26 protein-coding genes and 1 pseudogene are annotated in these 26,027 nt (G+C 61.0%); 18 read left to right on the forward strand and 9 right to left on the reverse strand.

Annotated features, from left to right (window positions below; genetic code table 11):
• Positions 1-23 precede the first annotated feature (23 nt).
• From B5P46_RS13845 to B5P46_RS13865, 5 genes are all read left to right on the forward strand, one after another.
• Positions 24-965: an ABC transporter permease gene (locus B5P46_RS13845; RefSeq protein ID WP_164986489.1), complete on the forward strand. Its 942-nt coding sequence runs from the start codon at positions 24-26 to the stop codon at positions 963-965.
• Complete coding sequence (locus B5P46_RS13850; protein WP_129419150.1) at positions 965-1,834, forward strand: ABC transporter permease; 870 nt, start codon at positions 965-967, stop codon at positions 1,832-1,834. The genes B5P46_RS13845 and B5P46_RS13850 overlap by 1 nt, the downstream gene beginning before the upstream one ends.
• A 50-nt stretch (positions 1,835-1,884) precedes the next feature.
• Positions 1,885-2,397 carry a RidA family protein gene (locus tag B5P46_RS13855; protein ID WP_129419151.1) on the forward strand — a complete coding sequence of 171 codons (513 nt, stop codon included), beginning with the start codon at positions 1,885-1,887 and terminating at the stop codon, positions 2,395-2,397.
• A 68-nt stretch (positions 2,398-2,465) separates the two neighbouring features.
• Complete coding sequence (locus B5P46_RS13860; protein WP_129419152.1) at positions 2,466-3,662, forward strand: aminotransferase class V-fold PLP-dependent enzyme; 1,197 nt, start codon at positions 2,466-2,468, stop codon at positions 3,660-3,662.
• A gap of 32 nt (positions 3,663-3,694) precedes the next feature.
• A complete protein-coding gene (locus tag B5P46_RS13865; RefSeq protein WP_129419153.1) occupies positions 3,695-5,530 on the forward strand; it encodes an ABC transporter ATP-binding protein in 1,836 nt (611 codons plus the stop codon).
• A gap of 13 nt (positions 5,531-5,543) precedes the next feature.
• Here B5P46_RS13865 and B5P46_RS13870 read toward each other — a convergent pair whose 3' ends face one another.
• From B5P46_RS13870 to B5P46_RS13895, 6 genes are all read right to left on the reverse strand, one after another.
• Positions 5,544-6,290: a tyrosine-protein phosphatase gene (locus B5P46_RS13870; RefSeq protein ID WP_129419154.1), complete on the reverse strand. Its 747-nt coding sequence runs from the start codon at positions 6,288-6,290 to the stop codon at positions 5,544-5,546.
• Entirely contained in the window at positions 6,290-7,165 is an 876-nt protein-coding gene (locus B5P46_RS13875; RefSeq protein WP_129419155.1) for a carbohydrate ABC transporter permease, read from the reverse strand. Before B5P46_RS13875 ends, B5P46_RS13870 begins: the two co-directional genes overlap by 1 nt.
• Positions 7,155-8,102, reverse strand: a complete 948-nt coding sequence (locus B5P46_RS13880; protein WP_129419156.1) for a carbohydrate ABC transporter permease — start codon at positions 8,100-8,102, stop codon at positions 7,155-7,157. Before B5P46_RS13880 ends, B5P46_RS13875 begins: the two co-directional genes overlap by 11 nt.
• 73 nt (positions 8,103-8,175) lie before the next feature.
• On the reverse strand, positions 8,176-9,471 hold the full coding sequence (locus B5P46_RS13885; protein WP_129419157.1) for an ABC transporter substrate-binding protein: 1,296 nt from the start codon (positions 9,469-9,471) through the stop codon (positions 8,176-8,178).
• A 20-nt stretch (positions 9,472-9,491) separates the two neighbouring features.
• Positions 9,492-10,334 carry a metallophosphoesterase gene (locus B5P46_RS13890; protein WP_129419158.1) on the reverse strand — a complete coding sequence of 281 codons (843 nt, stop codon included), beginning with the start codon at positions 10,332-10,334 and terminating at the stop codon, positions 9,492-9,494.
• Between the two features lie 102 nt (positions 10,335-10,436).
• A complete protein-coding gene (locus B5P46_RS13895; protein WP_129419159.1) occupies positions 10,437-11,063 on the reverse strand; it encodes a TetR family transcriptional regulator in 627 nt (208 codons plus the stop codon).
• A 258-nt stretch (positions 11,064-11,321) separates the two neighbouring features.
• Between B5P46_RS13895 and B5P46_RS13900 the strand changes: the two genes are divergently transcribed.
• Together B5P46_RS13900 and B5P46_RS13905 are read left to right on the forward strand one after the other, a co-directional pair.
• Positions 11,322-12,143 (forward strand): bifunctional allantoicase/(S)-ureidoglycine aminohydrolase, encoded by an 822-nt coding sequence (locus B5P46_RS13900; protein WP_129419160.1) that lies wholly within the window; start codon positions 11,322-11,324, stop codon positions 12,141-12,143.
• 19 nt (positions 12,144-12,162) lie between these two features.
• The gene (locus B5P46_RS13905; RefSeq protein ID WP_129419161.1) at positions 12,163-12,696 is read left to right on the forward strand and encodes a GNAT family N-acetyltransferase; all 534 of its coding nucleotides are present in this window, start codon (positions 12,163-12,165) and stop codon (positions 12,694-12,696) included.
• Positions 12,697-12,719: 23 nt separating this feature from the next.
• Here the strand turns inward: B5P46_RS13905 and B5P46_RS13910 are convergent, their stop codons facing one another.
• From B5P46_RS13910 to B5P46_RS13920, 3 genes are all read right to left on the reverse strand, one after another.
• Positions 12,720-13,370, reverse strand: a complete 651-nt coding sequence (locus tag B5P46_RS13910) for an HD domain-containing protein (RefSeq protein WP_129419162.1) — start codon at positions 13,368-13,370, stop codon at positions 12,720-12,722.
• Positions 13,371-14,525 (reverse strand): NAD(P)-binding domain-containing protein, encoded by a 1,155-nt coding sequence (locus tag B5P46_RS13915; RefSeq protein ID WP_129419163.1) that lies wholly within the window; start codon positions 14,523-14,525, stop codon positions 13,371-13,373.
• A gap of 108 nt (positions 14,526-14,633) precedes the next feature.
• The gene (locus B5P46_RS13920) at positions 14,634-15,578 is read right to left on the reverse strand and encodes a LysR family transcriptional regulator (RefSeq protein ID WP_129419164.1); all 945 of its coding nucleotides are present in this window, start codon (positions 15,576-15,578) and stop codon (positions 14,634-14,636) included.
• Positions 15,579-15,737: 159 nt separating this feature from the next.
• On the opposite strand from B5P46_RS13920, the gene B5P46_RS13925 reads away from it, so the two are divergent.
• From B5P46_RS13925 to B5P46_RS13975, 11 genes and pseudogenes are all read left to right on the forward strand, one after another.
• Complete coding sequence (locus tag B5P46_RS13925; RefSeq protein WP_129419165.1) at positions 15,738-16,571, forward strand: MBL fold metallo-hydrolase; 834 nt, start codon at positions 15,738-15,740, stop codon at positions 16,569-16,571.
• Positions 16,568-17,506, forward strand: coding sequence for a carbohydrate ABC transporter permease (locus B5P46_RS13930; RefSeq protein WP_129419166.1), 939 nt, complete (start codon positions 16,568-16,570; stop codon positions 17,504-17,506). The genes B5P46_RS13925 and B5P46_RS13930 overlap by 4 nt, the downstream gene beginning before the upstream one ends.
• On the forward strand, positions 17,503-18,342 hold the full coding sequence (locus B5P46_RS13935) for a carbohydrate ABC transporter permease (RefSeq protein ID WP_129419167.1): 840 nt from the start codon (positions 17,503-17,505) through the stop codon (positions 18,340-18,342). The genes B5P46_RS13930 and B5P46_RS13935 overlap by 4 nt, the downstream gene beginning before the upstream one ends.
• A gap of 26 nt (positions 18,343-18,368) precedes the next feature.
• Positions 18,369-19,649, forward strand: coding sequence for an extracellular solute-binding protein (locus tag B5P46_RS13940; RefSeq protein WP_129419168.1), 1,281 nt, complete (start codon positions 18,369-18,371; stop codon positions 19,647-19,649).
• A gap of 5 nt (positions 19,650-19,654) precedes the next feature.
• On the forward strand, positions 19,655-20,773 hold the full coding sequence (locus B5P46_RS13945) for an ABC transporter ATP-binding protein (RefSeq protein WP_129419169.1): 1,119 nt from the start codon (positions 19,655-19,657) through the stop codon (positions 20,771-20,773).
• The gene (locus B5P46_RS13950; protein WP_129419170.1) at positions 20,770-21,435 is read left to right on the forward strand and encodes an HAD family hydrolase; all 666 of its coding nucleotides are present in this window, start codon (positions 20,770-20,772) and stop codon (positions 21,433-21,435) included. Before B5P46_RS13945 ends, B5P46_RS13950 begins: the two co-directional genes overlap by 4 nt.
• An 18-nt stretch (positions 21,436-21,453) precedes the next feature.
• Positions 21,454-22,107: an HD domain-containing protein gene (locus tag B5P46_RS13955; protein WP_129419171.1), complete on the forward strand. Its 654-nt coding sequence runs from the start codon at positions 21,454-21,456 to the stop codon at positions 22,105-22,107.
• Positions 22,108-22,485: 378 nt separating this feature from the next.
• Positions 22,486-23,297, forward strand: a pseudogene (locus tag B5P46_RS13960) (DUF1206 domain-containing protein).
• 112 nt (positions 23,298-23,409) lie between these two features.
• On the forward strand, positions 23,410-24,336 hold the full coding sequence (locus B5P46_RS13965) for a TIGR02587 family membrane protein (protein WP_129419172.1): 927 nt from the start codon (positions 23,410-23,412) through the stop codon (positions 24,334-24,336).
• A gap of 6 nt (positions 24,337-24,342) precedes the next feature.
• Entirely contained in the window at positions 24,343-24,753 is a 411-nt protein-coding gene (locus B5P46_RS13970; protein ID WP_129419173.1) for a TIGR02588 family protein, read from the forward strand.
• A 266-nt stretch (positions 24,754-25,019) separates the two neighbouring features.
• Positions 25,020-26,009 carry a sugar phosphate isomerase/epimerase family protein gene (locus B5P46_RS13975; RefSeq protein WP_129419174.1) on the forward strand — a complete coding sequence of 330 codons (990 nt, stop codon included), beginning with the start codon at positions 25,020-25,022 and terminating at the stop codon, positions 26,007-26,009.
• The last annotated feature ends 18 nt before the right edge of the window (positions 26,010-26,027 follow it).

A 26,027-nucleotide genomic window follows, 5' to 3' on the forward strand; every position in this document is an offset into this window, starting at 1 on the left:
CTGCAAAGGTTTGCCAGGTATTCATGATACGCTACATCCTCCAGCGCCTGTTCGGCATGATCGTCGTGATGTTTCTCGTCGTCACGATCGTCTTCGTCATCGTGCGCGTGACACCGGGAGATCCGGCCGCCGTCATGCTCGGGCCGGATGCGACGCCGCAGGATATTGCCGATCTCAGATCCCGGCTCGGCCTCGATCAATCGCTCGGCCTGCAATATGTCTATTATCTCGGCCAGATGCTGAGAGGTGATCTCGGCCAGTCGATCTTCCTCAACATGCCTGTCACCTCGGCCTTGCTCGATCGGGCCGAGCCGACCTTCTTCCTGACCTTGTTTTCGCTCGCAATCGCCAGCATCATCGCCTTGCCGATCGGCATTTATGCCGCCTATCGGCGCGGCTCCTTCGTCGACCAGGCGGCAACGACGCTCGCCATGTTTGCCGCCAGCATTCCGAGCTTCTGGCTCGGCCTGATCCTGATGCAGTTCTTCGCCGTCAGGCTCAACCTCTTCCCGGTCTCGGGTTATGGCGGTCCGGGCTCGACCTTTCTCGATCGGATGTATCATCTGACGCTGCCTGCCTTTGCGCTCGGCATCGTCTCCTCGGCGCTGATCCTGCGTTTCACCCGCGCGTCGATGCTCGATGTGCTTGGCGACGATTATATCCGCACCGCCCGCGCCAAGGGGCTGATCGAGCGCCGGGTGATCCTCAAGCACGCGCTGAAGAATGCGCTGATCCCGATCCTGACGGTGATCGGGCTGACGGCAGCGGTGCTGATATCTGGCGCCGTCGTCACCGAGACCGTCTTCGGCCTGCCGGGTGTCGGCAATCTCGTCGTCTCCGCGGTGCTGCGCCGCGACTATCCCGTCATCCAGGGCGCGCTGCTCGTTATCGCCGCTCTCTACGTGCTGATCAATTTTGCAATCGACATGCTCTATCTGCTGATCGATCCGAGGGTGCGCTACTGATGGCCGATATCGCAATCAAATCAGTCGAAGGCGAAGGCAGCAAATTCGTCAAGCGCCTGCTGAAGCGCAAGACGGTCGCCTTGGGTCTGCTGATCCTGACGATCTTCGTGCTTCTGGCGGTCTTCGCGCCTCTTGTCGCGCCCTATTCGCCGTCGAAGCTTTCCATCGTCAATCGGCTGAAGCCGCCGAGCGGCATGTTCTTCTTCGGCACAGACGAGTTCGGCCGCGACGTCTTCTCGCGGACGATCTTCGCCGGCCGCCTGTCGCTGCTCGTCGGTGTTGCGGTCGTGACCCTGTCGGCCGTGATCGGCGTGACGCTCGGCCTGCTTGCCGGCTTCTTCCAGAAGCTCGATACGCCGATCGCCCGGCTGATCGATGCAATGATGGCGTTTCCGGATATTCTGCTGGCGATTGCGCTCGTTGCTGCCCTCGGTCCCTCGTTGACGACCGTGATCATCGCGCTGTCGATCGTCTATGCGCCGCGGCTTGCCCGCATCGTTCGTGCTTCGACGCTGGTCATTCGTGAACTCCCCTATGTCGAGGCGGCGAGGGCGCTCGGCATTTCGACCTTCCACATCATGACACGGCATGTGCTGCGCAATCTGCTGTCGCCGATCCTCGTGCAGGCCACCTTCCTCTTCGCCAGCGCGATGCTTGCCGAAGCCGGCCTGTCTTTCCTCGGCCTCGGCGTTAGCCCCGAAATCCCGACCTGGGGAACGATGATCGCCGCCGGCCGCCAATATATCGGCCAGGCCGACTGGATGACGCTGTTTCCTGGTGTCGCCATCATCCTCTCCGTACTGTCGCTGCAGATGGTCGGCGATGGCCTCAGGGACATGCTCGATCCAAAACTGCGCAAGGATCTCTGATCCGCCGATCAAGCGTCGGCCCAATCGAAATTCGCCAAATCGAAAATTGCATGACAGGAGTTTGCGTGAATCAGTTTCCTACCGCCGCCGGCAAGGTCGAGAACTCGCCTTACGAACGGCTTGCCGCCCTCGGCATTGCGCTTCCGCCGCCGCCGCCGCCGATTGCTAATTTCGTCACGCACGTGATCGAAGGCAATATGCTCTACCTCTCCGGCCAGGGACCGCGCGAGGCCGACGGTTTCATGCATGCCGGCAAGGTCGGCGGTGGGATCAGTGTCGACGAGGCCTACGGCCATGCGCGGCTGACCGGCATCAACCTGCTTGCCGTCATGCAGGATGCGCTCGGTGATCTCTCCCGCGTCAAGCGGGTGGTCAAGCTGCTCGGCATGGTCAATGCCGTGCCTGATTTCGAGGATCATCCGAGCGTCATCAATGGCTGCTCGGATCTGCTGATCGAAGTCTTCGGCGCGGCAGGCGAACATGCCCGCTCGGCCGTTGGCTTCGGCTCGCTGCCCGGCAACATCACCGTCGAGATCGAGGCGATCGTCGCCTTGCATGGCTGACGGGAGCTCGACACATTTGATCGACCGCCCCATGTTTCGTTTTTCGACCCAGAATCCTGGAGACCTCCATGTCCACTGATATCCGTCCGTCGCTTGGCCTTCGCCCTGTCATCAATGTATCGGGCACGATGACCAGCCTCGGCGCCTCGATCGTCGTTCCCGAAGCGATCAGCGCGATGGCATCGATCCTGCCGCACTTCGTCGAGATCAACGACCTGCAGCGTAAGGCCAGCGCCGTCATCGCAAGGCTGACCGGCAGCGAGGCGGGCTTCGTCACCGCCTCCTGCTCGGCCGGCATTTCGCTTGCCGTCGCCGGCGCAATCACCGGCAACAACCTGCTGGCGATCGAGAAGCTGCCGGATGTGGTGCCGGAGAAGAACGAAGTGCTGGTGCAGATGGGCCATGTCGTCAGTTACGGCGCTCCGGTCGACCAGGCGATTCGGCTTGCCGGCGGCAAGGTCGTGCTTGTCGGGCAGGCGACCTCGACGCATCGCTTCCACATGGAAAACGCCATCACCGACAGGACGGCGGCCGCCGTCTATGTCGTCTCCCACCATGTCGTCGACTACGGCCTTTTGAACCTCAAGGAATTCGTCGAGATCGCTCATGCCAAGGGCGTGCCCGTCATCGTCGATGCGGCCTCGGAATATGATCTCAGGCTTTTCCTGGAGCAGGGGGCCGATATCGCCCTTTACTCCGGCCACAAATTCCTCGGTGGCCCGACTTCGGGCATCGTGGCCGGCAGGAAGGAGCTGGTGCGTCATGCCTTCCTGCAGAACATGGGCATCGGCCGCGGCATGAAGGTCGGCAAAGAGAGCATCTTCGGCGTCATGGCGGCACTCGAAGCCTGGGAAAGCCGCGACCATGCCGGCATCCGGGAACGCGAGACCGGCTATCTCAACCTCTGGAAGCGCACGCTCGACGGCCGCCCCGGCCTCACCGCGCTTATCGAGCCCGATCCGACCCACAATCCGCTCGATCGGCTGCGCCTGATCGTCGATCCCGAGCAGGCGCATATCACCGCCTGGGATCTGGCCGATGCGCTTGCCAAGGGCAGCCCGCCGATCATCGTGCGCGATCACGAGGTGGAGCACCGCTATTTCTACCTCGACCCCTGCAACCTGCACCCGGGCGAGGAGACGGTCGTCGCGGAGCGCCTGGCGCAGGAACTCGACAAGGCACGTGCTTCCAACGAGATCATCGCAACGCCGATCGAAAACCGCAGCAGGCACCGCTTCGATGGTGCACTGCGCTGGCCGGATTGATCCGCCGCTTACCCGTCGCAAGAGGAGCCGCCATGGCCAGCCCCCAAACCCAACCGATCCAGACGACGACCGACGTTCTTGCCGTCGAAAGGCTGACGACATCCTTCCTGGTGGACGGCGTCTGGAAACAGGTCGTGCGCGACGTCTCCTTCACCGTCGCTCCGGCGGAAACGGTGGCGATCGTCGGCGAATCCGGGTCGGGCAAGAGCGTCACCTCGCTCTCGATCATGCGGCTGCTGCAGGCGGATACGAGCCGTGTCGAGGGCCGGGTCATGCTCGGCGGACGCGACCTTTTGGCCCTGCCGGAAAATGCCATGCGGCAGGTGCGCGGCAACGAGGTGGCGATGATCTTCCAGGAGCCGATGACATCGCTCAATCCGCTCTTCACCATCGGCGACCAGATTTCCGAGGCGCTGCTCTGCCATTCCGATATGAGCAGGGCCGATGCCAAAGCTGAGACGATCCGGCTGCTGGAAAAGGTCCGCATCCCCTCGGCCGCCTCACGCTTCGGCGAATATCCGCATCGTTTTTCCGGCGGTATGCGCCAGCGGGTGATGATCGCCATGGCACTCGCCAGCCGGCCGAAGTTGTTGATTGCCGACGAGCCGACGACGGCGCTCGATGTGACCATCCAGGGCCAGATCCTCGATCTCATCAAGACGCTGCAGGACGAAGAGGGGACCTCCGTTCTCTTCATCACCCATGACATGGGTGTCGTTGCCGAGATCGCCGACCGGACGGTGGTTATGTATCGCGGCGAACAGGTGGAAAGCGGCGCCACCGCCGATATCTTCCATCGAGGCAAACATCCCTATACGAGAGCGCTGCTGTCAGCCGTGCCGGTGCTCGGCTCGATGCAAGGCAGGCAAAGGCCGCTGCGCTTTCCCGTGGTCAATACCGCAACGGGTGAATCGGACATTCCCGCTGAGGTCGCCAATACGGTGGCAGCGACGCCCGTCCTGCAGGTGAAGAACCTCACCAAGCGTTTCGACATTCATTCCGGCCTGTTTGGCCGGCTGACCAGCCGAGTGCATGCCGTCGAAAACGTCTCCTTCGATCTTCATGCTGGCGAGACGCTGTCGCTCGTCGGCGAATCCGGCTGCGGCAAATCGACGACCGGCCGCGCCATCATGCGGCTCATCGAGCCGCAGGCCGGTTCTGTTCTCGTCGAGGGCAGGGAGGTGCTCGGCCTCGACAGGAAGGATCTGCGCGAGATGCGCAAGTCGGTGCAGATGATCTTCCAGGATCCCTTTGCCAGCCTCAATCCGCGCATGACGGTCGGTGCTGCGATCGCCGAACCCTATCTCGAACACAAGATGGGCACCGCGAGGGAGGCGAAAGATATCGTCGCCGATCTTTTGGTGAAGGTCGGCCTGTTACCGGAGATGGCCGCGCGTTATCCGCATGAATTTTCCGGCGGCCAGCGCCAGCGCATCTGCATTGCCCGCGCGCTCGCCTTGCAACCGAAGGTCATCGTCGCCGACGAAAGCGTGTCGGCGCTCGACGTCTCGATCAAGGCGCAGGTCATCAACCTGATGCTCGACCTGCAGCAGAGCCTCAACCTCGCCTTCCTGTTCATCTCGCACGACATGGCGGTGGTCGAACGCGTCAGCCATCGCGTGGCGGTGATGTATCTCGGCGAGATCGTCGAGATCGGCCCGCGGGCCGCAGTCTTCGAAAATCCGCAGCATCCCTATACGAAAAAACTCATCGCGGCAGTGCCCGTGCCCGATCCGGACCGCCGCCACGAAAAGCGGATGGTGGCGAATGACGAGATCAAGAGCCCGATGCGCCCGGTCGACTATCAGCCTGCGACCACGTCTTATCGCGAAGTCGGGCGGGGCCATCTGGTCATGGCCGAGCGGTAGCCGAGGTCGAAGTTTAGAGAAGCCGTCGGCGCAACGCGGCCAGATCGGTCGGGGTCAGGCCGACCCCTGTGAGATAGTCCGCCGCACCGCCATAGGTCCGGCGGATATGATCGAGCGTCGCCCGCATCGTCTGTGGTTCGCAGGCGAGAAAACGCTCGATCAGGGCAGGGGCGGTGCCACGCTCCAGCGCCTTTTCACGCAGTCTGCCGATCAGCGGCCCGGAAATCGTTGCGGTCAGGGCATAGTCGCCGATGATGGCATCGTCGTCGACATCGGCAAGCGACAGCAGGATTGCCGAAATGATGCCGGTGCGATCCTTGCCGGCGCTGCAATGATAGAGCACGATACCATCAGGCGCATCGGCAATGGCACGCAGCACCGCGCCGACCGCTTCCCTGCAGGTATCCAGCGCATCCCGGTAGCGCATCGACATGTCGAAAGGCGCGTCTTCGGAACTGGCCGCTATGTCGATCGGCGCCAGCCCGTGGAAAAGCGAGGTATTGTGGAAGCGGACGGCCGGATGGGACCTGAACGGGTTCTCTTCCACCGCGGTTTCCTCAGCATTGCGCAGGTCGATGACCGTCGTTACGCCGGTCTCCAGCAAAGTGTCGATATCGCCTTCGCTGAGACGATGAAGCCCATCCCCTCTCAGAACGGAGCGCCAGCGTGTCGTTTCCGCGGTGCGGGTGGCATAGCCCCCGAGATCGCGAACGTTGAATGCTCCCTCGAGAGCAAGGAGGCGGTCGAAGGTCTGGCTCATCAGCGGATTCCGGATTTCATGAAGGAGTCGATGACATGGCGCTGCAGCACCAGATAGATGACAAGGATGGGCAGGCTTGCCAGCGTCGCCGCCGCCATCAGCGGCCCCCAGAGATTGCCTTCCTGTGTCATGAAGGTCTGCAGCGCGATCTGGACGACGGAATTCTCGATCTTGCGCGAGAGCAGCAGCGGCCAGAAATATTCGTTCCAGGCCGAGATGAAGGCGAGGATGCCGAGCGAGGCGATCGGCGCGCGCATGTTCGGAGCAACGATCTGCCACAGGATGCGCCAGTGCCCGGCGCCGTCGAGGCGCGCCGCTTCCAGGATCTCGGTCGGGAAGGAGCGCATGGCGTGGTAGAGCAGCAGGATGGCGAAGGCAGCGACCGCATTCGGCACGACGAGGCCGGAAAGCGTATCGAGCAGACCGAGCCGCGAGGCGAGAACATAATTCGGGATCATCGTCACCTGGAAGGGCACGAGCCAGGACAGCGCGATCAGCCCATGCACGACACCGGCGATCCGCATGCGCCAGCGCACCAGCGCATAGGCCGCGAGCAGGCCGGTCAGGGCCTGGAACAGCGCGGTTGCCGCCGCCACGACCATCGTATTCAGGAGAATGCGCAGCATCGGCATCTTCGTCAGCACGAAGGCGTAGTTTTCCAATGACGGCGCCGACGGCCAGAGCGTGGTGGAAAAGATGTCGTTCTCGGCCCGCAGCGACGTCGCCACCATCCAGTAGAGCGGGAAGATCGCCAGCAGCGACAGCACGATCATCATCAGATGCACGCCGGCCCCGCGCGTTCGCGCCGGCAGCGTCTCGTATGCGCGGGGACGAGATGATGCGGTTGGCGGGCTGCCGTCGCGGTCAGTTGTCATAGACGGCATACCTCTTCATCAGGCGAAGGCAGACGAAGGCGATCACGGCAAAACCGGCGAAGGTGATCATCCCGGCCGCAGCGCTCCAGCCGGCCGACATCGTCTCGAAGCCGTATTCCCAGAGCAGATAGAAGATGTTGGTCGTGGATTTCAGCGGTCCGCCATTGGTGAGCACGTTGATATAGGCAAAGCTCCATTGCGCGCCGAAGAGGATCGTCATCATCGACAGAAGCAGGATCGTCGGCGACAGCAGCGGCAGGCGGATATCGCGGATGATCTTCCAACGGCTGGCGCCGTCGATACGCGCGGCCTCGATATAGGATTGATCGATGCCGGCGTTGGCGGCGGAAAACAGCAGCGTCGAAAAGCCGATCAGCTTCCAGCCGGTGATCCAGATCAGCGTCGCCAGCGCATAATCGGGATCGGTGAGGAAGCCGATGCGGCCGAGACCGAGCGCTTCGAGCCAGTGATTGACCAGCCCGTGATCGTCGTTGAGCAGCCAGCGCCAGAGTACGGCGGCGACAACGGGCGCGACGATCATCGGCACGAAGATCAGCGTGCGGTAGACGAGGCGCGGCCAGCCCTGCAGATCCTGCGTCAGTATGGCGACGAAGAGGGGAATGACCACCGACATCGGGAAGAGGCCGACGATATAAAGCACCGTATTCCAGAGCGCGGTGCGCATCTCGGCAAGCGCAAACAGGCGGCGGTAGTTGTCGAAGCCGACGAAGCGCTGCGGCGCGGTCGGCAGCATGTTCCACTGGTAGAAGGATAACTGGAAGGCTTCGACGAGTGGAATATAGGTCCACACCAGCAGCAGGATCAGCGCCGGCGCCAGATAGAACCACGGCGCAGCCCCCGCACCTCGCTCGCGGGGGAGGGCGCGCCGGCTTTCCATCGTCATCGGTCGGGCCAGATCGGCCTGGATATCGGTCATGGAATTCGTCCCAAAACAGGGCCGGCCGAAGGGTAAGCCCCGGCCGGCGGCTCCTCGTTCAAGGCATCAGGGTTCAAGGCATCAGGTTCTGGGCATCCTGCTCGGCGGTCTGGAGCGCCGCCTTGGGATCGCCGCTGCCGAAGACGGCTTCGCGCACGGAATCCATCATCATCTTTTCCACCTGGCGGTAGTTCGGGCCGGGGAAGGCGATATTGGCCTTCAGATGCGAAAGCTGTTCCAGGTTGGCGCGGAAATTCGGGTTCTGCTTCACCCATTCGCCGAGATATTGCGGGTCGTCGACGATATCGAGGCGCAGCGGAAGATAGCCGATCTTGCTGGTGATGACCGTATAGGCTTCCTTGCTGGTCAGGAACTTCAACAGTTCATAGGAAGCCCGCTGCTTGGCGGGATCCTTGCTGAAGACGAAGAGCGCGCTGCCGGAATTGGTCGGCGCCGTCGGCTTGTCGCCGAAAGCGGGCATCGGCGCCATGCGCAGATCGAACTTGTCCTTGGCCGCTTTCTTGAAGCTGCCGTAAGTGGCGCTGGTATAGAGGAACATGCCGAGATTGCCGCTCGCCATCGTATCGGCCGGGCTTGCGACGTCGAGGCGGGCATGGGCGCCGCTGTCGACCATGTCGCGCAGCATCTTGACGGCATCGGCGGCATCGCCGTCGGCAAAGGTCAGCTTGTTGTCGTTGCGCACCTTGCCGCCGTTCGACATGACGATTGCCTGATAGACGAAGGTGCCGTCGGCAGGACCGTAGGCGCCGGGGAAGAAGCCGGCCTTGCCGGTCTTTTCCTTGATCGCCTTGCCGGCGGCATTGACGTCGGCCCAGGTCTTCGGCGGATTGTCGGGGTTGAGGCCCGCCTGCTTGAAGAGGTCGGCATTGTAATAAAGGATCGGCGTCGAGAAAGTGTAGGCAAGGCCGTAGGTCTTGCCGTCCACCTTGCCGAGCTCCAGCCCCTGCGGGATCATGCCGGTCAGATGGTCCTTCAGCTCCACCGGTGTCACCATGTCTTCCAGCGCATTGGCGCCGAGATCGCTGGAGATATAGATCAGATCGCGGAAGACGAGCTGGGCGACATCAGGCTGCTGGCTGGCGACGATGTCGGCCTGCACGCGGCTCATGATCTCGTTCGAAGGAACGGCCACGGTCTCGACGGTGATATTGGGGAATTTCTGCTTGAAGGTGGCGAGCAGCTCCTTGGTGGCATCGGCGCCGGCACTCACTGATGCGAGATTGTAATTATAGAAGCTGATGGTGACAGGGCCATCCACCGTCGCCGGCATCTCGGCGAACGCTTGCAGCGGCAGCAGGGCGGTACCTGCAAGTGCGCCCATCAGTTTGAGTGTGGTTCTGCGCAACATCTTAGTCTCTCCGGATGTGGTTATTCGGCAGCGACGGGAACGGCGCGTTCCAGAAGCATCTCGAGCGGGTAGGTGTTGAGTTCGGCGCGGTCGGACGGCAGCGGCACGAAGGCCATGGTGAGACCGGAGGGGCGGATGGTGCCGATGCCGAAGGATGCGCCGCGCACCATGCGCAGGATATCGGTGCGCAGGATATCGGTCGCCGCATGCTGGCCGGTGCCGACGATGACGGGAATGCCGTGCCAGACCGAAACGCGATCGTGATGGATATGACCGCTGAGGATGCCGATGATGTTGCGGCCCTTCAGCATTTCGGCGAACCGCTGGGATTGCGGGAAATGGATGGTGCGCCAGTGGGCGACGTCAGGTGCCTCGCCGAGTGCCGGCGGATGGTGCACGACGATCAGCTTGGGCAGATCGGGATGGCTGTCGAGCGTGCGCTCAAGCCATTCGAACTGTTCGGGGTCGATGGCGCCGCCAATCAGCCCTGGCGTGCTCGAATCGAGGGTGACGATATGGATGCCGCCGACGATCCGGTCGTGATCGTAAGGCGCATCGGGATCGGCGGTCTCGACCTCCATGCCCTCGTAAAAACCGGGGCGGGTGTCGTGATTGCCGAGCGCATAGATCACCGGCACGTCGACTTTCTCGTCGATGATGCGCTTCAGCATGCGGAAGCTTTCGGCATCGCCGCGATTGGTGAGGTCGCCACTGGCGATGATGAATTCCGGCTGCGGCGCCACGGTGGCGACGAGATCGAGCACCTCGCGCAGCGTTTCGGTGGTGTCGCTGAAGAGATGGTCGTCATCGGGGGTGCCGACGTGAAGATCGGTCAGATGGATGAAGGTTGTTTCGCGCTGCACGGGGCATCTCCGTTCAAGATCGGTTCGGCTGCGTGATGATCGTTAGAGAAGCTTTGCTGCGCTGGCGTGACGAATTTCGAACGCTGTTCGAACCGGGATCGCTCAGCCGTGGCGGCGGAACATCGGGGCGATGACCTCGATCATGCCTTCGGGATCGCTGAGGTCAAACCGGTGATCGGTCAGGATCGCCGTGCGTTCGCGGCTGCGGGTCACCTGCGAGCGGATGCCGAGCGCGCAATTCAGCCGCCAGCCGATATCGACATCGTCGAGCCAGGGCGCGATCTGTTTCAGAGGCGGGATGAAGGCTTTGTGATGTTCGACATTCTCGGTGATCCGGCGGTAATGCTGCGGATCGCCGCTGCGCTGGGCAAGCGAGGTGAAGTGCGACAGGACAGGATAACCCGATGTCGGATCGAGGCTCCAGCGGATCGACGGGCCGATCAGGGCGGCGATCACCTCGTCGAGATCGGCGGGAGCGGGCCGCCGGCGCTCGACGGCCTTTCTGAGGAGCGTCAGCCGCTCGGCATTGAGGCGCCGGTAGACACGCTCCGCCACCGCGACGATCAGCTCCTCCTGCGAGCCGAAATGATAGCTGATCGCCGACGGCGTCGCATCGGCGGCCACCGCAATCCGCCGGGCCGTCAGTTCCTCCAGCGTGCTGATATCGCGCATGATATGTTCGCAGGCATCCATCAGCCTGAGCGCGGTTGGATTGATCCGACCATGCATTGCAGTCTTCGATCCGTTGTCGATGTCTTACAGCGCCGCGCGTCTTCAGACACGCAAAGGACGCTGTAACACTTTGAATGGCTGCAGCAGCCTATGCCCGTGTCGTGTCGATTGGATGAATGGCCGCGCAGGGCATCTCGGATTTCGGAACGCGGCCGGGCTGCCCGCATCGACGTTCAGGAGCCGAATTAGGAGTTGCCTGGACGATGAGCGGCGCATAAATCAGATGCATAGCCCAATGCCTGGAAATCCGGACCGATGAACAACAACGACTATTATTCGAAACTCGGCGGACTGCCGCCGCAAACCGAGCTGCTTTCCAGCAAGGCCGTTTTCACCACAGCCTATGCGGTCATCCCGCGCAGCGTCATGACCGACATCGTCACCAGCGTGCTTCCGCATTGGACGGGGACACGGGCATGGGTTCTCTCCCGGCCACTCTCCGGCTTCTCCGAGACCTTCTCGCAATATGTGATGGAGGTCCAGCCCGGTGGTGGAAGCGACCGGCCGGAGCCCGATAAACGGGCCGAAGCGGTCCTGTTCGTCGTCGACGGCGAGGTGACGGTGGAACTCGATGGCGTCAGCCACGCGCTTCGCAGCGGCTCCTTCGCTTATCTTCCGGCGGGTTCGGTTTGGCGCCTGAAAAACGGCGGCTCGACTGCGGCAAAATTCCACTGGATTCGAAAGGCATTTCAGGAGGTCGAGGGGCTGGAGCCGCCACCGGCGATCGTCACGCATGAGGACCAGCACCCCATCTCGGCAATGCCCGACACCGATGGACGCTGGGGCACGACCCGGTTCATCGATCCGGCCGATGTCCGCTACGACATGCACGTGAATATCGTGACTTTAGAGCCGGGTGCCGTGATCCCCTTCATGGAAACCCATGTCATGGAGCATGGTCTCTACGTGCTGGAAGGCAAGGCCGTCTATCGGCTGAACCAGGATTGGGTCGAGGTCGAGGCCGGCGACTTCATGTGGCTGCGCTCTTTCTGCCCGCAGGCATGTTACGCCGGCGGCCCCGGCCGGTTCCGCTATCTGCTCTACAAGGATGTCAACCGTCACATGACGCTCTGGTAGGATCTGTCGCAGAGGGACGATGAAGCTCGAAAGCGAACGTCTGATTTTGAGACCCTGGCGACAGCAGGATCGCAAGCCCTTCGCGGCGATCAATGCCGAACCCGCCGTCGTCAGATATCTCAATCCTCTGACCGACCAACAGTCGGATGCAATGCTCGACCGCATCGACCGTCATTTCGAGGATCATGGCTGGGGGTTCTGGGCGCTGGAGGAGAAGGCAAGCGGGGAGTTGATCGGCATGTGCGGCCTCAACAACGTTTCGCCGGCTTTGCCGTTCGCCCCGGCAGTCGAAATCGGTTGGCGGCTTTCAGCGTCGCGGCACGGCGCCGGATATGCGCGCGAGGCGGCAGAACGGTCCCTCGACTTTGCGTTCAACGAGCTCAAGCTTGACCGCATCGTCAGCTTCACAGTACCCGCAAACAGCAATTCCTGGGGTTTGATGAAACGACTGGGGATGAGCCGGATCGGTGAGTTCAATCATCCCAATTTCGCCGAGGGGCATCCGTTACGCCGTCACGTGCTCTACGAGCTGCGATCACCAAACGGCATTTGAACCCAGCCGCCCATCGACACCAACTACGAGAGACGCGCCTCCGGCATCTCGCGTTCGAGTTCCTCGATATAGGCGCGCATATAGCGCGTGCGATGCCCCGCTTCGCGGGTGCCGGCCTTCGTCAGGAATGTGTCTTCGAGCCTGAACAGCCGGTTGTAGAAGTGATCGATGATGAATTTCCGGTCGTCGATATCCCGAGCCTCTGGGATGGGTTCGCCCTCGTGATAGAGGGCCGCACCGAAACGGCCGCCGACGATCATGCAGCGGGCGATACCGATCGCGCCGAGTGCGTCGATCCGGTCGGCATCGTGCAGGATCTTCGCCTCGATAGTCTCGGGCGGGATGCCTGCCGTATAGCTGTGAGCCGCAATCGCGTGATAGACACGCTCTATATCAGCATCGTCGAAAAGCTGCTCTTCGCGCAGGAATTCTGCAGCAAGCGAGGCTGAATGCACCGATGACGGCGCCCGGATGCCGCCATCCTTTTCGCGACGGATGACGTCGTGCAACCAGCTGGCGGCAATCAGCACATCCTGTCTGGCCGGCTCCTCTTCCTCCGCCGCGAACGCCTTTGCGCTTTCGACAACCCGCTTGACATGAAGCAGGTCGTGGGCGGGATCGATGCCGACGCATGTCTTGACGAAGGCCTCGAGACGAATTTCCAACGTCGACATTCAGTTGCGGTCCTGCTCGAACTCGGAGATATAGGCCGACGAAATCAGCCGCTCCCTGGTTTGGCTGAGCTCGGATATCGCGCCGAGCGCATACTCGCCGCAGAGGATCGCATCGATGCCGTGGGCAATTGCCGACTGCACCATATGCGCGTAGCGGCCGATTTCCCCGCCGTCGATAAAATTGATCGCATTGCCGCGATTGGCGAAGAAATCCGTCATCCTGTCGTCTCGGCGCGGGAACTGCCAGAACTCGCCGTAGGTTTTCGTTGCGGTGCTGAAATCGATATCGAATTCGTCGTCGGCTGAGGTCGCCGAGAAGACGAAGGTCGGCCGGCTCTTCCGGTTCAGATCGGCAAGGCTGAGAGCGCGATTGCCGGTTGCCGAGAAAATGACATCGGCGCCAGAGATCGCACGGTCACGCTCGGGGATCGCATAGTTGAGGCACTTGGCAAGAACCCGCTTGCAGGGGTCGGTGTCGAATATCGAAACGTCGTAGCCGTGGCGAAGCAGGGTGTCGGCGATGCTGAAGCCGATCTTGCCGAAGCCGAGGACGGTGATTTTCTTCGCGTGGAAGGTTTCGCCGATATGGCGCAACTGCCGCTCGGCCGAAAAGACGATCGCTCGGCCGACCCACCAGTCTTCAAGCTGCTTGGTCGCGCTGCGGGCGACGGAGACAACCGGCATGCCGGCGAGGTCCGACTTCTGATAGCGTTGATGGCCGTTCTCGGTATCTTCGACGATGCCGACGATATTCTGTAGAAAGCCTTGCTGTTTCCAGGCCGGTACCTTGCAGAAATAGCCGCCAATATCGACAAGAATGGTTTCCCGTCCGCCTGTCATGCCGTCGAGAAGCTCCTGCGTCTTGAAGGGCGACTCGCAGATTTCGCGGGAAAGGATTTCCGTCCGATGGTAGCGCGAAATTCGGCGCAATATATCGGTCTGGGCGGATTTTGGTTTCACCAGAATGCCCGAGATATCCGCCACCTGCTCCAGCGCCTGCAGGAAAGGCGGAAGGCTGCCGATCGCATGACAGACCATGACCAGATTGGCGCGGCGCGTCGAAAGAGACGCACAAACCTGGTTGAAAAATCCCTGGACGTCGTGGCCAGGCTGAATGAGATGATGCCCCTGGCGGAATGACTGCACGATAGCCATGATCTTGCCCTTCGGGTACTGCACAAAATTACGTCATCCATTAGTGATACGATGACCGTGTTTCAGGCATGTGACCTCTTTGCCGGCAGCGAGCGACCAATGGCGCGCTTACTGTTTTGCCTGTGCGGCGAAGCTCCTTGCGCAGTCGCAAAAGGATTTGAGCAACGGGTTCTTGCTGGCCGGCGGCCAGAATAGTGCGAGGGCATGCGTTCCGATCGCAGCTTCCGTCTCTTTCAAGACAAGATCGTCGGGAATGGCCGCAGTTCCCGGAGAAATCAGGCAGGCACCGAGCCCTGCGGCGGCCAGCGCCATCTGCGACAGGGTCGTGCTGACGTCGGTATCGATGATCCGCGGCTCTATACCGAGACCCCGCAGGGCGTTCAGCTGGTAGTCGTAGTGCGTGCGATGGTAGTCGCGCGGCACCAGCACGAAGTCGAGTTCGGCGAGGTCCTCGGCACGAAGGATCTTCTTCGACGCCAGCCGATGCTGCCGCGAGAGGCAGACACGGTAGGGCGCTTCCCAGATCGTCTGCGAGCGCATGTCCTCCATCAGTTTTGCCGGTGTTGGAAGCGTGAGGAAGCCGGCATCCAGCTCGCCCTCGTTCAGAAACTGGCTCATTTCTTCGGCCGGCATTTCGGCGAGATAGGGAATGACGGCCGGCTGGCGCTGACGGAATTGCCGCAGAAGCTCGGTCACGGCGGAGTAGGAGAGATAGCTGGGGATGCCGAGCCTCAGTGTCTTCGTCCTTCGCTCGCCATCGAGCATTTCCATCGCATCCCCGAGCATCCCGAGAATGCGGCGGCAGCGGATGAGGAATAGTTCTCCGTCATCGCTCAGCCGCAGCAGTTTGGTGCCGCGCTGAAGGAGTGCGACGCCGAGCGTCTCCTCCAACTGGGCAATTTGCTGGCTGAGCGTCGGCTGACTGATGGCAAGGGCTACGGCAGCCCGGCTGAAGCTGCCATGGTGCTGCAGCTCCACGAAATAGATCAGCTGCCGTAGGCTGAGCCGGCGCATGCGGCGCAGGATGGCAGGCGAAAGCGTGGCGTCCGACATCCGGTTCGATCCCCTTGCTGTTTGTGACGCAGGGACCCGATCTATAGATGCTTTCTATAGTGCCGATGACAATCCGATCCAAATGTCATCCACGCGATACATCCGCCCAATACTTGCTGTGCCGCTTGAGGGACATGGCAAGAGGCGACCGGACAATCGATGCAAGCCAGACTAGACATTCTGGGCTCGTCAGGGGGCTATCCGGTGCTCGGCTTGCCATGCTCGGGATACCGCCTGAGCGGCAAGGGCCAGGCGATATTGCTGGACTGCGGACCGGGCATCGCGACGGCTTTGTTTTCGGCAAGCGAAGTCTGCGGGCTCGATGCCGTCATCATCAGCCATATGCATCCCGACCACATCCTCGACCTGATACCGCTCGGCTATGGATTGCTGAACGAATGGGTCTGCGGCGGCCGGACGAGCAGGTTGCCTTTGCGCGTTCCTCCCGGCGGCCGGCGCTTTCTCGAACAATTCTCCGGCCTCTTCGATCATCGCAATTGGCGTTTCGGCGAGGAAGATCGTGGTCCTGGGCATGCAGCTCTGCGTGACATCATGAAGAAGGGCGAGGATTGGCTCCTGACGGTCTTCGACATCGAAGAATATGTTCCGGGCGATGCCTGGAACCAGGGCGACATCCGTATCACCACCGCGCCGGCCGATCATTCGATCGTGACGGCCGCCATGCGCCTCGATGCGGGCGACAGGGCACTTGCCTATACCGGCGATACGCGCTGGCGGGCAGAGCTTGTCGAGCTTTTCGCCGGTGCTGCACTGCTGCTCGCCGATGCGCACCTCTCAAGCGCCAAGGCACCGGGAGGCGCCCATATGACGCCGCGTGAAGCCGGCCGTCTTGCTCGGATCGCCGGAGTGGAGACCCTCGTCCTTTGCCATCTTGGCTCACCGACCGACGGCGAAAGTGCTGTGGGGGAGGCAGCGGCGGAATTCGGCGGCGATATCCGCATTGCGGCCGGCGAGCGGATGTTTCTCTTATGAGCGTCGACCGTGGATCAATCGGCGGCCTCACCTCGATCCTGACGCCGCTCCCGCTGCCGCCGGCACGCTGGACAAGGGCGGCACCCTATCTCTTCATGGCGCCCTTGCTGTTTCTGCTGGCCGCCTTCACGATCCTGCCCGGCTTCTTGACCATCGGCCTTGCCTTCTTCAACATCGATATTCTGGCCGGCACGCACCGTTTCGTCGGCCTTGCCAATTTCAGCGCCGCGATCGGCCGCGGCGAGATATCGAACAGTATCGGCGTTACCTTTCTCTATGTCGCAATGACGGTGCCGACGTCGTTGATCCTCGGCCTGCTGGTGGCGCTTGCGATCGACGCACTATCGCACGGTGCCGCCTTCTGGCGGGCCGTCTATTTCCTGCCTGTTGCGGCAACCCTGGTTGCCATGTCCGTGGTTTGGCGATGGATGTTCCTGGCGCGCAAGGGGGTCGTCGATCTGACGATCGGCCATTGGCTCGGCCTCAGCGACTGGCTGAACTCGCCGACGCTCGCTTTGCCGGCCGTCGCCGTCGTCGGCAACTGGCAGCAGATCGGCTTCGTGGCGATCATTTATCTTGCCGGTATTGCCACCGTCCCAAAACATGTGGCCGAGGCGGCAAGGGTCGATGGCGCCGGCGTATGGGGTCGCTTCTGGCACGTGACCTGGCCGGCGCTCGGCCCGACAACGATCTTCGCCACCGTCGTTAGCAGCACCAACGCGCTTCGCGTGTTCGATACGATCGCGACCATGACCGGTGGCGGCCCGTCGAAACGGACCGAGACGCTGGCTTACCTGATGTGGCAACGCGGCATCTATTTCTTCGACATTGGCGGCGGCGCGGTGGTGGCGCTAATCCTTCTGGCGCTCGCCCTTGTCGCCGCCGTCATTCAGATGTGGGCAACGTCGACACTCGAAGCGGCAGGGCGGCGATGATGACGGATCGCTCCAGCGCGCTGACACGCCAGATCAGCCTTCATACTGTGCTGGCGATCGGCGCTGTCTTCATGCTTCTGCCTTTCTGGCTGATGCTCCGGACGTCGCTGATGCCTGCGGACGAGATCTTCTCGGGAAATATGCTCGGTCTCGGCCCAATTACGCTCGACAATTACCGTCGGGTCTTCACCGAAGTGCCGATTGCCCGCTACTACTTCAACGGCATTCTCGTCGTCGTTGCCATCTTCATCGGACAGCTCGTCATCTGCATCCCGGCAGCCTATGCGCTGGCGCGGCTGCATTTCCACGGGCAGACGGCAGGCCTGTGGCTTGTTCTCGGCGCCATGCTCATTCCTTACCAAGTCACCGCCATCCCGGTGTTCGTGCTTCTTTCGGAACTCGGGCTGATCAACAGCCTCGGGGCGCTGATCCTGCCTTTTGTCGGCTCCGCCTTCAGCGTCTTCCTGCTGCGCCAGTTCTTCCTGTCGATCCCGGCCTCCGTCTTCGAGTCGGCGCGATTGGACGGGGCCTCGCCGGCCCGCATCCTGTTTGCGATCGTGCTGCCGATGGCCCGGCCGGCGATCGCCACGTTCGGCGTCTTCAGTTTCGTGTCGCACTGGAACGACTATTTCTGGCCGTCCTTCGTGCTGCGCAGCGATGCCGCCGCCACCGTTCCCTTCGGCATCGTGCAGTTCCTCAACCAGGACCTCGGCGCGGAATACGGGCCGCAGATGGCGGCCGCGACGCTGACGGTCGTTCCACTTTTGATCGGATTCTTGCTTGCCCAGAAACAGTTCGTCGCCGGGATGGCGATGTCTTCGGGCCAGGTCGACTGAGATTCAACAGCCCTTCGGAGGTAAAGATGAAAAGCAGTTCCACGACGTCCCGTTTCGCGGTCAAGGCTGCGATATTCTCCTGTGCCGTCGCGCTTGCAGCGCCCGCAACCGCGCTCGCGCAAACCGAAGTGCGCATCGTCTCGGGCCAGGCCAGCCAGAACGGCAATGTGCTCAAGGACATCTTCAGCGGTTTTGCCGAGAAGAACGGTGATGTGAAGGTGAATTTCGAGCTCGACAACCGCTCCGACCTCGATACGACACAGAAGGTGCTTGCCGATATCGTCGCGGGTACTGCGCCGGATGCGGTCAGGGTCACTGGTGCCGTCTTGCGCGCCTATGTCGATTCAGGCCGTGCGCAGCCGCTGGACAACTGCCTGGCATCAGCGCCTGAACTTGCCGCGCAGCTCGACAGCGGTCTGCTGGAAGGCTTCAAGGTCAACGGTAAGCTCTACGCCATGCCCTGGTACACGACCTTGCCGGCGCTCTTCATCAATGACGATGCCTTTAAGGCTGCCGGTCTCGATCCGTCGCGGCCGCCGCAGACATGGTCCGAGGTCGAGTCGGCTGCCGCAAAGCTCACCGACAAGTCCGCCAATAAATTCGGCGTCCTCATGTACATGCCGAACGACTATCTTTTCGAGGCGCAGCTGCGCTCCGCCGGCGGGCAGATCGTCGATGCCGGCGGCAAGCCTGCTGTTTCGAGCCCCGAGAGCATCGCTGTGATGCAGTTCATGCGCGGCCTCGTCGAAAAGGGATACATGCCGGCGATTGCTCCGAGTTCCTTCTGGGGACAGTTCGCAGCCCTCTTCCAGGCCGGCGATGTCGGCATGCTGCTGATCTCCTCGTCGTCCTTCCCAGCGCTGACTGGCAAGGTGAATTTTCACGTCAGTCTCGCGCCTATGCCGATCAAGGATGGCGGCACGCGCGTCGTGACGGCCTCGAGCAACGGCTTCGTGATGCTGGCGACCGATCCTGAAAAGCAGGCCGCGACCTGCAAGGCGTTGCTGTCGCTGATCACACCGGAGAATGTGGCAAAGACCGTGATGGCGACTGCGTCGTCGCCGCATAACCGCACCGCTGCGGAAAAGGCCGATCTGCTTGGTGACTATTATGCCAAGAACCCGACGCTCGCCTCGATCAATACGCAGCCGAGCGTCGCCTGGTATTCGCTGCCCGGCAAGAACAACAGCGAGTTCCAGACTGCTTTCGGCGACATCCAGTATGAAATCCTGACCGGCACCGTCACGGCGAGCGAAGGGCTTCAGAAACTTGCAACGACGATGGCCGGATTGCTTTCGAGCCAATAGGACAGATGATGCAGCATGTTCGCTTTTCGGCCGGCGGCGGTTTTGCGCCGCCGACCATCTTCGTCGACAAGGTTTCGAAGACCTATGCGGGGGCGGCGCGGCCGGTGCTCGACGGCCTGACCGTTTCCTGCCCGGCCGGCAGGATCACCGTCATCGTCGGCCCGTCCGGTTGCGGCAAGACCACGCTGCTCAGATGCCTGTGCGGTTTGGAGCCGATCGGCAGCGGCGCCATTCGCTTCGGCGATGCCGATGTCAGCAATGTCGATGCCCAGAAACGCGGCGTTGCCATGGTCTTTCAGAATTATGCGCTCTATCCGAGCAAGACCGTCGCCGAAAATATCGCATTCCCGCTCAGAATGGCCGCTGTTCCAAAGGCGGAGCGCCTGCGCCGCGTCGAGGCCGCCGCCCGGCTGGTACGGATCGAAGGCCTTCTCGATCGTGTGCCGGCTCAGCTTTCCGGCGGGCAGCGCCAGCGCGTCGGCATCGCCCGGGCGATCGTGCGTGGTCCGCGGGTGCTGTTGATGGACGAGCCGCTCTCCAACCTCGACACGAAGCTGCGCGCCGAAATGCGCACCGAGCTTGCCCTTCTGCAGCAGCAGATCGGCGCGACCACTGTTTACGTCACGCATGATCAGACCGAAGCGCTGGCGCTTGCCGATCATCTTATCATCCTTCGCGAGGGGGCGGTGGAGCAGCAAGGTGCGCCTGGCGATATCTTCCGCCGCCCGGCATCGATCTTCGTTGCCGATTTTCTCGGCTCGATGAACCTGATTGTGGCGGAAGGGGCGGGTGCAAGCCTGCACTTCGGCGACGGTGGGGAGATGCGGCTGCCCGCGGGTCGTGAGATCGCCACAGGCGAACGGCTGATCCTCGGCTTCCGTGCCGAAGACATGCGGATCGCTCCGCCCGATCCTCGATCGCTCTGCCTGACCGCGGATGTCGTCAGGAGCGAGTTGCTTGGGACCGACAGCCTCGTTCATCTCTTGGCGGCCAATCAGGCGCTGCGGGCTCGTCTCGCCGTACCGGTGCCCGCCGGCAAGCGGCTGACGCTCACGGTCGATGCGGAGCATCTCCACTTTTTCTCGGCGAGCGGACAGCGTATGGGCGGGGCAGGGGATCCATGAGGCATTATCGCCATGTCGTCTGGGATTGGAACGGCACTCTGCTCGACGACTTCGAGATCACCGCACGGATCACCATCGAAGCGCTCGCCGAACTCGGTGCTCCCGATGTCACGATCGAAGAGGTGCGTCATCACTATTGCCGACCTCTTTCCCGTTATTTTTCAACGCTGCTCGGTCGTGAGGCGACAGCCGCCGACCTGCATCATCTCGGCTCGCGCTATGATCATCGCTACGGCGCCCTGATGCACCAACTGCCGCTGGCGGCAGACGCCGTCGCCGCACTCGAAATCGTTGCCGGCGCAGCCTCACAGTCGCTGCTTTCGATGGCGCCGCAGGAACAGTTGAACAGGCTCGTCGATAACCACGGCCTTCGCCCGCGATTCACGCTGATCGAAGGTTTTACCGGCATCGGCCATCCGACGAAACATGAAAGCCTCGGCCGGCACTGCCGGACGCTCCGGCTGGAGCGCCATGATACCTGTCTGATCGGAGACACGATCGATGACTACGAGGCCGCCAGATCGCTTGGGTTCGCCGTGATCCTCGTTGCTACCGGCATGCAGTCGCGCGCCCGCCTCGAAAGCACCGGCGCGCCTGTCGTTAACAGCCTGCGCGAAGCGGCCGCCTTGTTCCTTTCATCCCGCGACACCACGAAATCCTGACAGGCAAGGAGAGAAACCATGGATCTCACAGGTTTGACCGACCATCTCGAAAAGGCGTTCGCAAGGCTCGCCGGCGATGACGACGCCAGCCACGACATCCACCATATCAGGCGCGTCAAGTCGGTGGCGCTTGAGATTGCGGATATGGAAGGGCAGGCGGACCGTAGCGTTCTCTTGGCGGCCGCCTACCTGCACGATCTCGTCAACCTGCCGAAGAATTCACCTGACAGAGCGAAGGCCTCGACACTCTCGGCTGATGCCGCCGTGCCGGTTCTGCAGGAATTGGGTTTCGAGGAAGAGAGAATCGAAGCCGTACGCCATGCGATCATCGCCCATAGTTTCTCCGCCAATGTTGCGCCGACGACGGTCGAAGCGAAGATCCTTCAGGATGCGGACCGCATCGATGCGCTCGGCGCCATCGGCATGGCGCGCACATTCCTCATCGCCGGCAAGATCGGAACCACGCTTTTCGACGGCGCCGATCCGTTTGCCACTGAGCGTCCGCTCGACGACCGCCGCTTTGCGATCGACCATTTCGCCGTCAAGCTGCTCAAGCTGCCGGAAACCATGCAGACGGCATCCGGCCGGGCGATTGCTGAAAGACGGACGGAGACGATCCGCAACTTCTTGAAGGCGCTCGGCGAAGAGTTGCAGCAACCCTGCAATTGGTGACCGCGCGGCATTGAAAAGATGCGTCGCGCCAGTTGCGTCTGGAAGTAGAGGAGTTTCATCCTCCGGTTGTAAAAGTGGCGTAATCTATCTTATGGAACCGGAATATATTTAGCACGCGTTTATGCATGGACAGCACACTTCTGCTCAGTCGCTTCATGCTGTTTCTCGTGGCGACCCTCCGGGCGACCCTAGTCCTCTCAGATTTGCAGGCTCGTTCGCGCTGCTCGCAATCTCGTTTCATTTGGAACCTCCGGTGGGCGTCCGACAATCAAAATTGCGATAAAAGTTCGAGGCGCTTGCCTCGTTGAAGAGATTCACCGCGAGAAGTCGGAACTGTTTTGCTGGGCGCTCGTTAAAAAACGCGGCGGGGAAACAGAGATGACCAGGTCGAAATTAGAATGGCTTGCGCGGGCCGGATATAGCGCTCGAGGTATTGTGTTTTTGCTCGTTGCTGCGCTGGCGGTATTTTCGAGCTTCGGCGGCGGAAAGGCCGATACCAAATCAGCGCTCGACGCTGTCTTGGAACAGCCATTGGGCCGGGTGTGGCTGGGCTTGATAGGGCTCGGGCTACTCGGCTTTGTAGCATGGCGGCTTGCCCAGTCCATCGCAAACGCAGACAACCATGACCACAGTGCGAAAAGCTACGTGATCCGCGCCGCCCTTCTCGGGAGCGCCGTGACGTACATGGGGTTGGCGATATACGCCTTTCAGGACGCCCTTGGTTTTGGATCAGGTGGCGACGGCGGAGAAAAGGGCTTAGCAGCCTGGGCCATGTCGCAGCCGTTTGGTCGATTCCTAGCTGGTGCGATTGGTCTCGGTTTTGTTGTTGGTGGTGCTGTTACCGCGCTGAAAGGTATCACACGGCGATTTGAGCGATATCTCACGCTCGGTCAAAGCCGACCTCTGTTATTGGTTGCGTCTATGGGCTGGTTTCCCGTGGGGTCGTTTTCGTGATCGTCGGCGTCTTCTTTTGCTATGCGGCCTTCACCGTCGATTCGGGCCAGGCGGGAAGCATAAGTGATGCCTTGACCTTCGTGAGACAGCTTCCTTTCGGAGCTGTTCTCTACCTCGTCGTGGCTATCGGCTTGGCTGCGTTCGGGATCTATAACTTGGTCGAGGCACGATATCGAACCGTGTCGACACCAAAACTCTCGCAGGTACGGTCGGAACTGCCACTATCTCGCAACTGAGAAGCATTTGAGAAAAGTCATGTCAACTTTGATGTCCATGACGGCTTTGGCTTCGGCGGCGCTGGTGCTCATGCGTCCAACCCGCGCTTCTGCAGCGAGCGCGTCGCTTTGAATGCCGCTGCCTCGGTTTACGGGTGGTGGGAGTTTTTCATTTAGGGGGAGATCAAACTTGAGTGTCGCGACCACGCATGAGGATTTTAATAGAAGCAAATTTTTTGCAGGGATTGCGCGCGGTATTGCTGGAGCATTGCTTTTCGCGCTGCCGATGTTCATGACCATGGAAATGTGGGAACTCGGCTTCTACATGGACCGCAGCCGCCTGTTTCTCTTGCTGATCGTCAATATTCCCCTCCTCGTTATTCTCTCGGACCGGGTCGGATTTGAGCGGACGTCGACCTGGCGACAAGCGATCCGTGACGCAAGCATTGCCTACGGCCTTGGGGTTCTGGGCAGTGCACTGATCCTCATCGTCATGGGGGTACTGAAATACGACCAATCTCCGCACGAGATTATCGGAATCATCGCCATCCAAGCCATACCTGCCAGCATTGGCGCGATGCTAGGTCGGAGCCAGCTTGGCGGCCAATCGGATGATGGTGACGATGCCAAGGATGGCGATAGTGATGACCCAGTCCACGAACGGGAAACGAGCTACGCCGGTGAGCTATTCCTGATGGCGGTCGGCGCCTTGTTCCTCAGCCTTAACGTCGCGCCCACCGAGGAAATGGTCTTGCTTTCGTACAAGATGACGCCGTGGCATGGCCTGATCATGATCGCCGCCTCGCTGGCAGTCATGCATGGGTTCGTCTACGCCCTTTCTTTTAAGGGGAGCCACGATCTCGCCGAGGGTACGCCGGTCTGGCACGCTTTCGTTCGTTTCACCCTGCCGGGCTACGTGATTGCCGGTCTGATCAGTGCCTATTGCCTCTGGACGTTCCACAGAACCGATGACATCGGGTCTACCCAAATCCTGATGGCCGTTGTCGTTTTGAGCTTTCCCGCTGCCATTGGCGCGGCGGCAGCTCGACTGATCCTGTGAGGCACCATGACAAAAACCTCCAACAACAAAAATGTGGAAGCAGGCGAACCGCATTGGATTGAATGGGCCACGGGCGTCGTCTCGGCCGTAATTGTCCTTGGCGTGATTGCTTGGATCGGCAAGGATGCATTGGTGAACCGTGATACTTCGCCGAACCTCGTTGGAGTCGTGTTGCAAACCGAAAAGCGCGGGGGCGGCTTTCAAGTCCTCTTCGAAATCCGAAACGATTCAAGCGCGACCGCGTCGCAAGTAACCGTCCAGGGCGAGATACGAGAACAAGGTTCGGTGCTTGAAAACGTCGAGACCGTCTTGGACTATGTCCCAGGACACTCGAAAGCCAAAGGTGGGCTAATATTCCAGCAAGACCCCGCCGGGAAGACTTTGACGGTCAGAGCGTCCTCATTTGATGAGCCATAGTCGAGATGCTATGTTTCGACTTTCATTTCGCCGCCGGTGATGCCTCCGCTGCTCTTAGATAGCGCTGTTGACGGCAGGTAGCGCGGCTGCACTTCGTTCTCTTGAGCCAACCCATTCAGCGTCGTCGATTTGCTGCAAAACTAGTCAGTTGGTGATTGCATTTCGCAATGCAGCACACAATTTCGGCATCAAAAAAGCGATTCATACTTTACAAATGCATTATAATCTGTGAAGTAGTGCGCAACTTCACAGATGGGACTGATGCCTTGAACCCGACACGCTTTGCCACCCGCCTCAATTCATTCGCTTCCGCTGCTCATCGGGAATGGCCGGGCCAGTCCACAAAGCCGTCGGTCATGCAAATGGCCGAACGCGCCGCCCGGGTGAAAGGTCTGACCGACCTCGACCTGAACTATCCAGACCATGTAAATGAAAATCCGGCGGAACTTGCTCAAAGACTCGGCAATATCGGGCTTTTAATCAATGGCTTCGCCATGCGCTACTACACAAATCCTGCCTTCAAGCTTGGCGCTTTCACACATCCGGAAGAATCCGTCCGGCGCGAGGCGATCGATCTGACGAAGAAAGGGATCGATGCCGTCCGTGAAGCGGGGTCGAAGCTGATGACGATATGGCTTGGTCAGGACGGCTTCGACTACTCCTTCCAGGCCGACTATGCGAAGATGTGGCAACACGAACTCGACGGAATCCGTGAAGTATGCTTGCACGATTCCGATTGCCTGATCTCGATCGAGTACAAGCCGAATGAGCCTCGCTCCTATAGCCTGATGCCGGATGCGGCCACGACGTTGCTCGCCATCAAGGACGTCGGCGCGAAGAACCTCGGTGTCACGCTGGACTTTGCGCATGTCCTCTATGCCGACGAGCAACCTGCACATGCGGCCGCCTTGATCGCCCGCCACAGCCGCGTGCTCGGCGTCCATCTCAATGACGGCTATGCGAAGCGTGACGACGGCCTGATGGTTGGTGCCGTCCACACGCTTCAGACTATCGAGTTGCTCCGCCAGATTCGCCGCGATGGTTATGACGGCGCGATTTATTTCGATACGTTCCCCGATATGACCGGGCTCGATCCGGTTCATGAATGCGAGGTCAACATCAAGACCGTTCAGCGGATGTTGAAGGTCGTCGACCGCCTCGAGCAGGACAATCGCCTCTCAAACGCGATTGACCGACAGGACGCCGTTTCCACGCAGGCCATCATACAGGAGCTGATGTTCGGCGCGGAGCACTAAACCACCAAACCCTCCGGG

The organism is Rhizobium leguminosarum, assembly GCF_004123835.1.
GTDB lineage: Bacteria > Pseudomonadota > Alphaproteobacteria > Rhizobiales > Rhizobiaceae > Rhizobium > Rhizobium leguminosarum_M.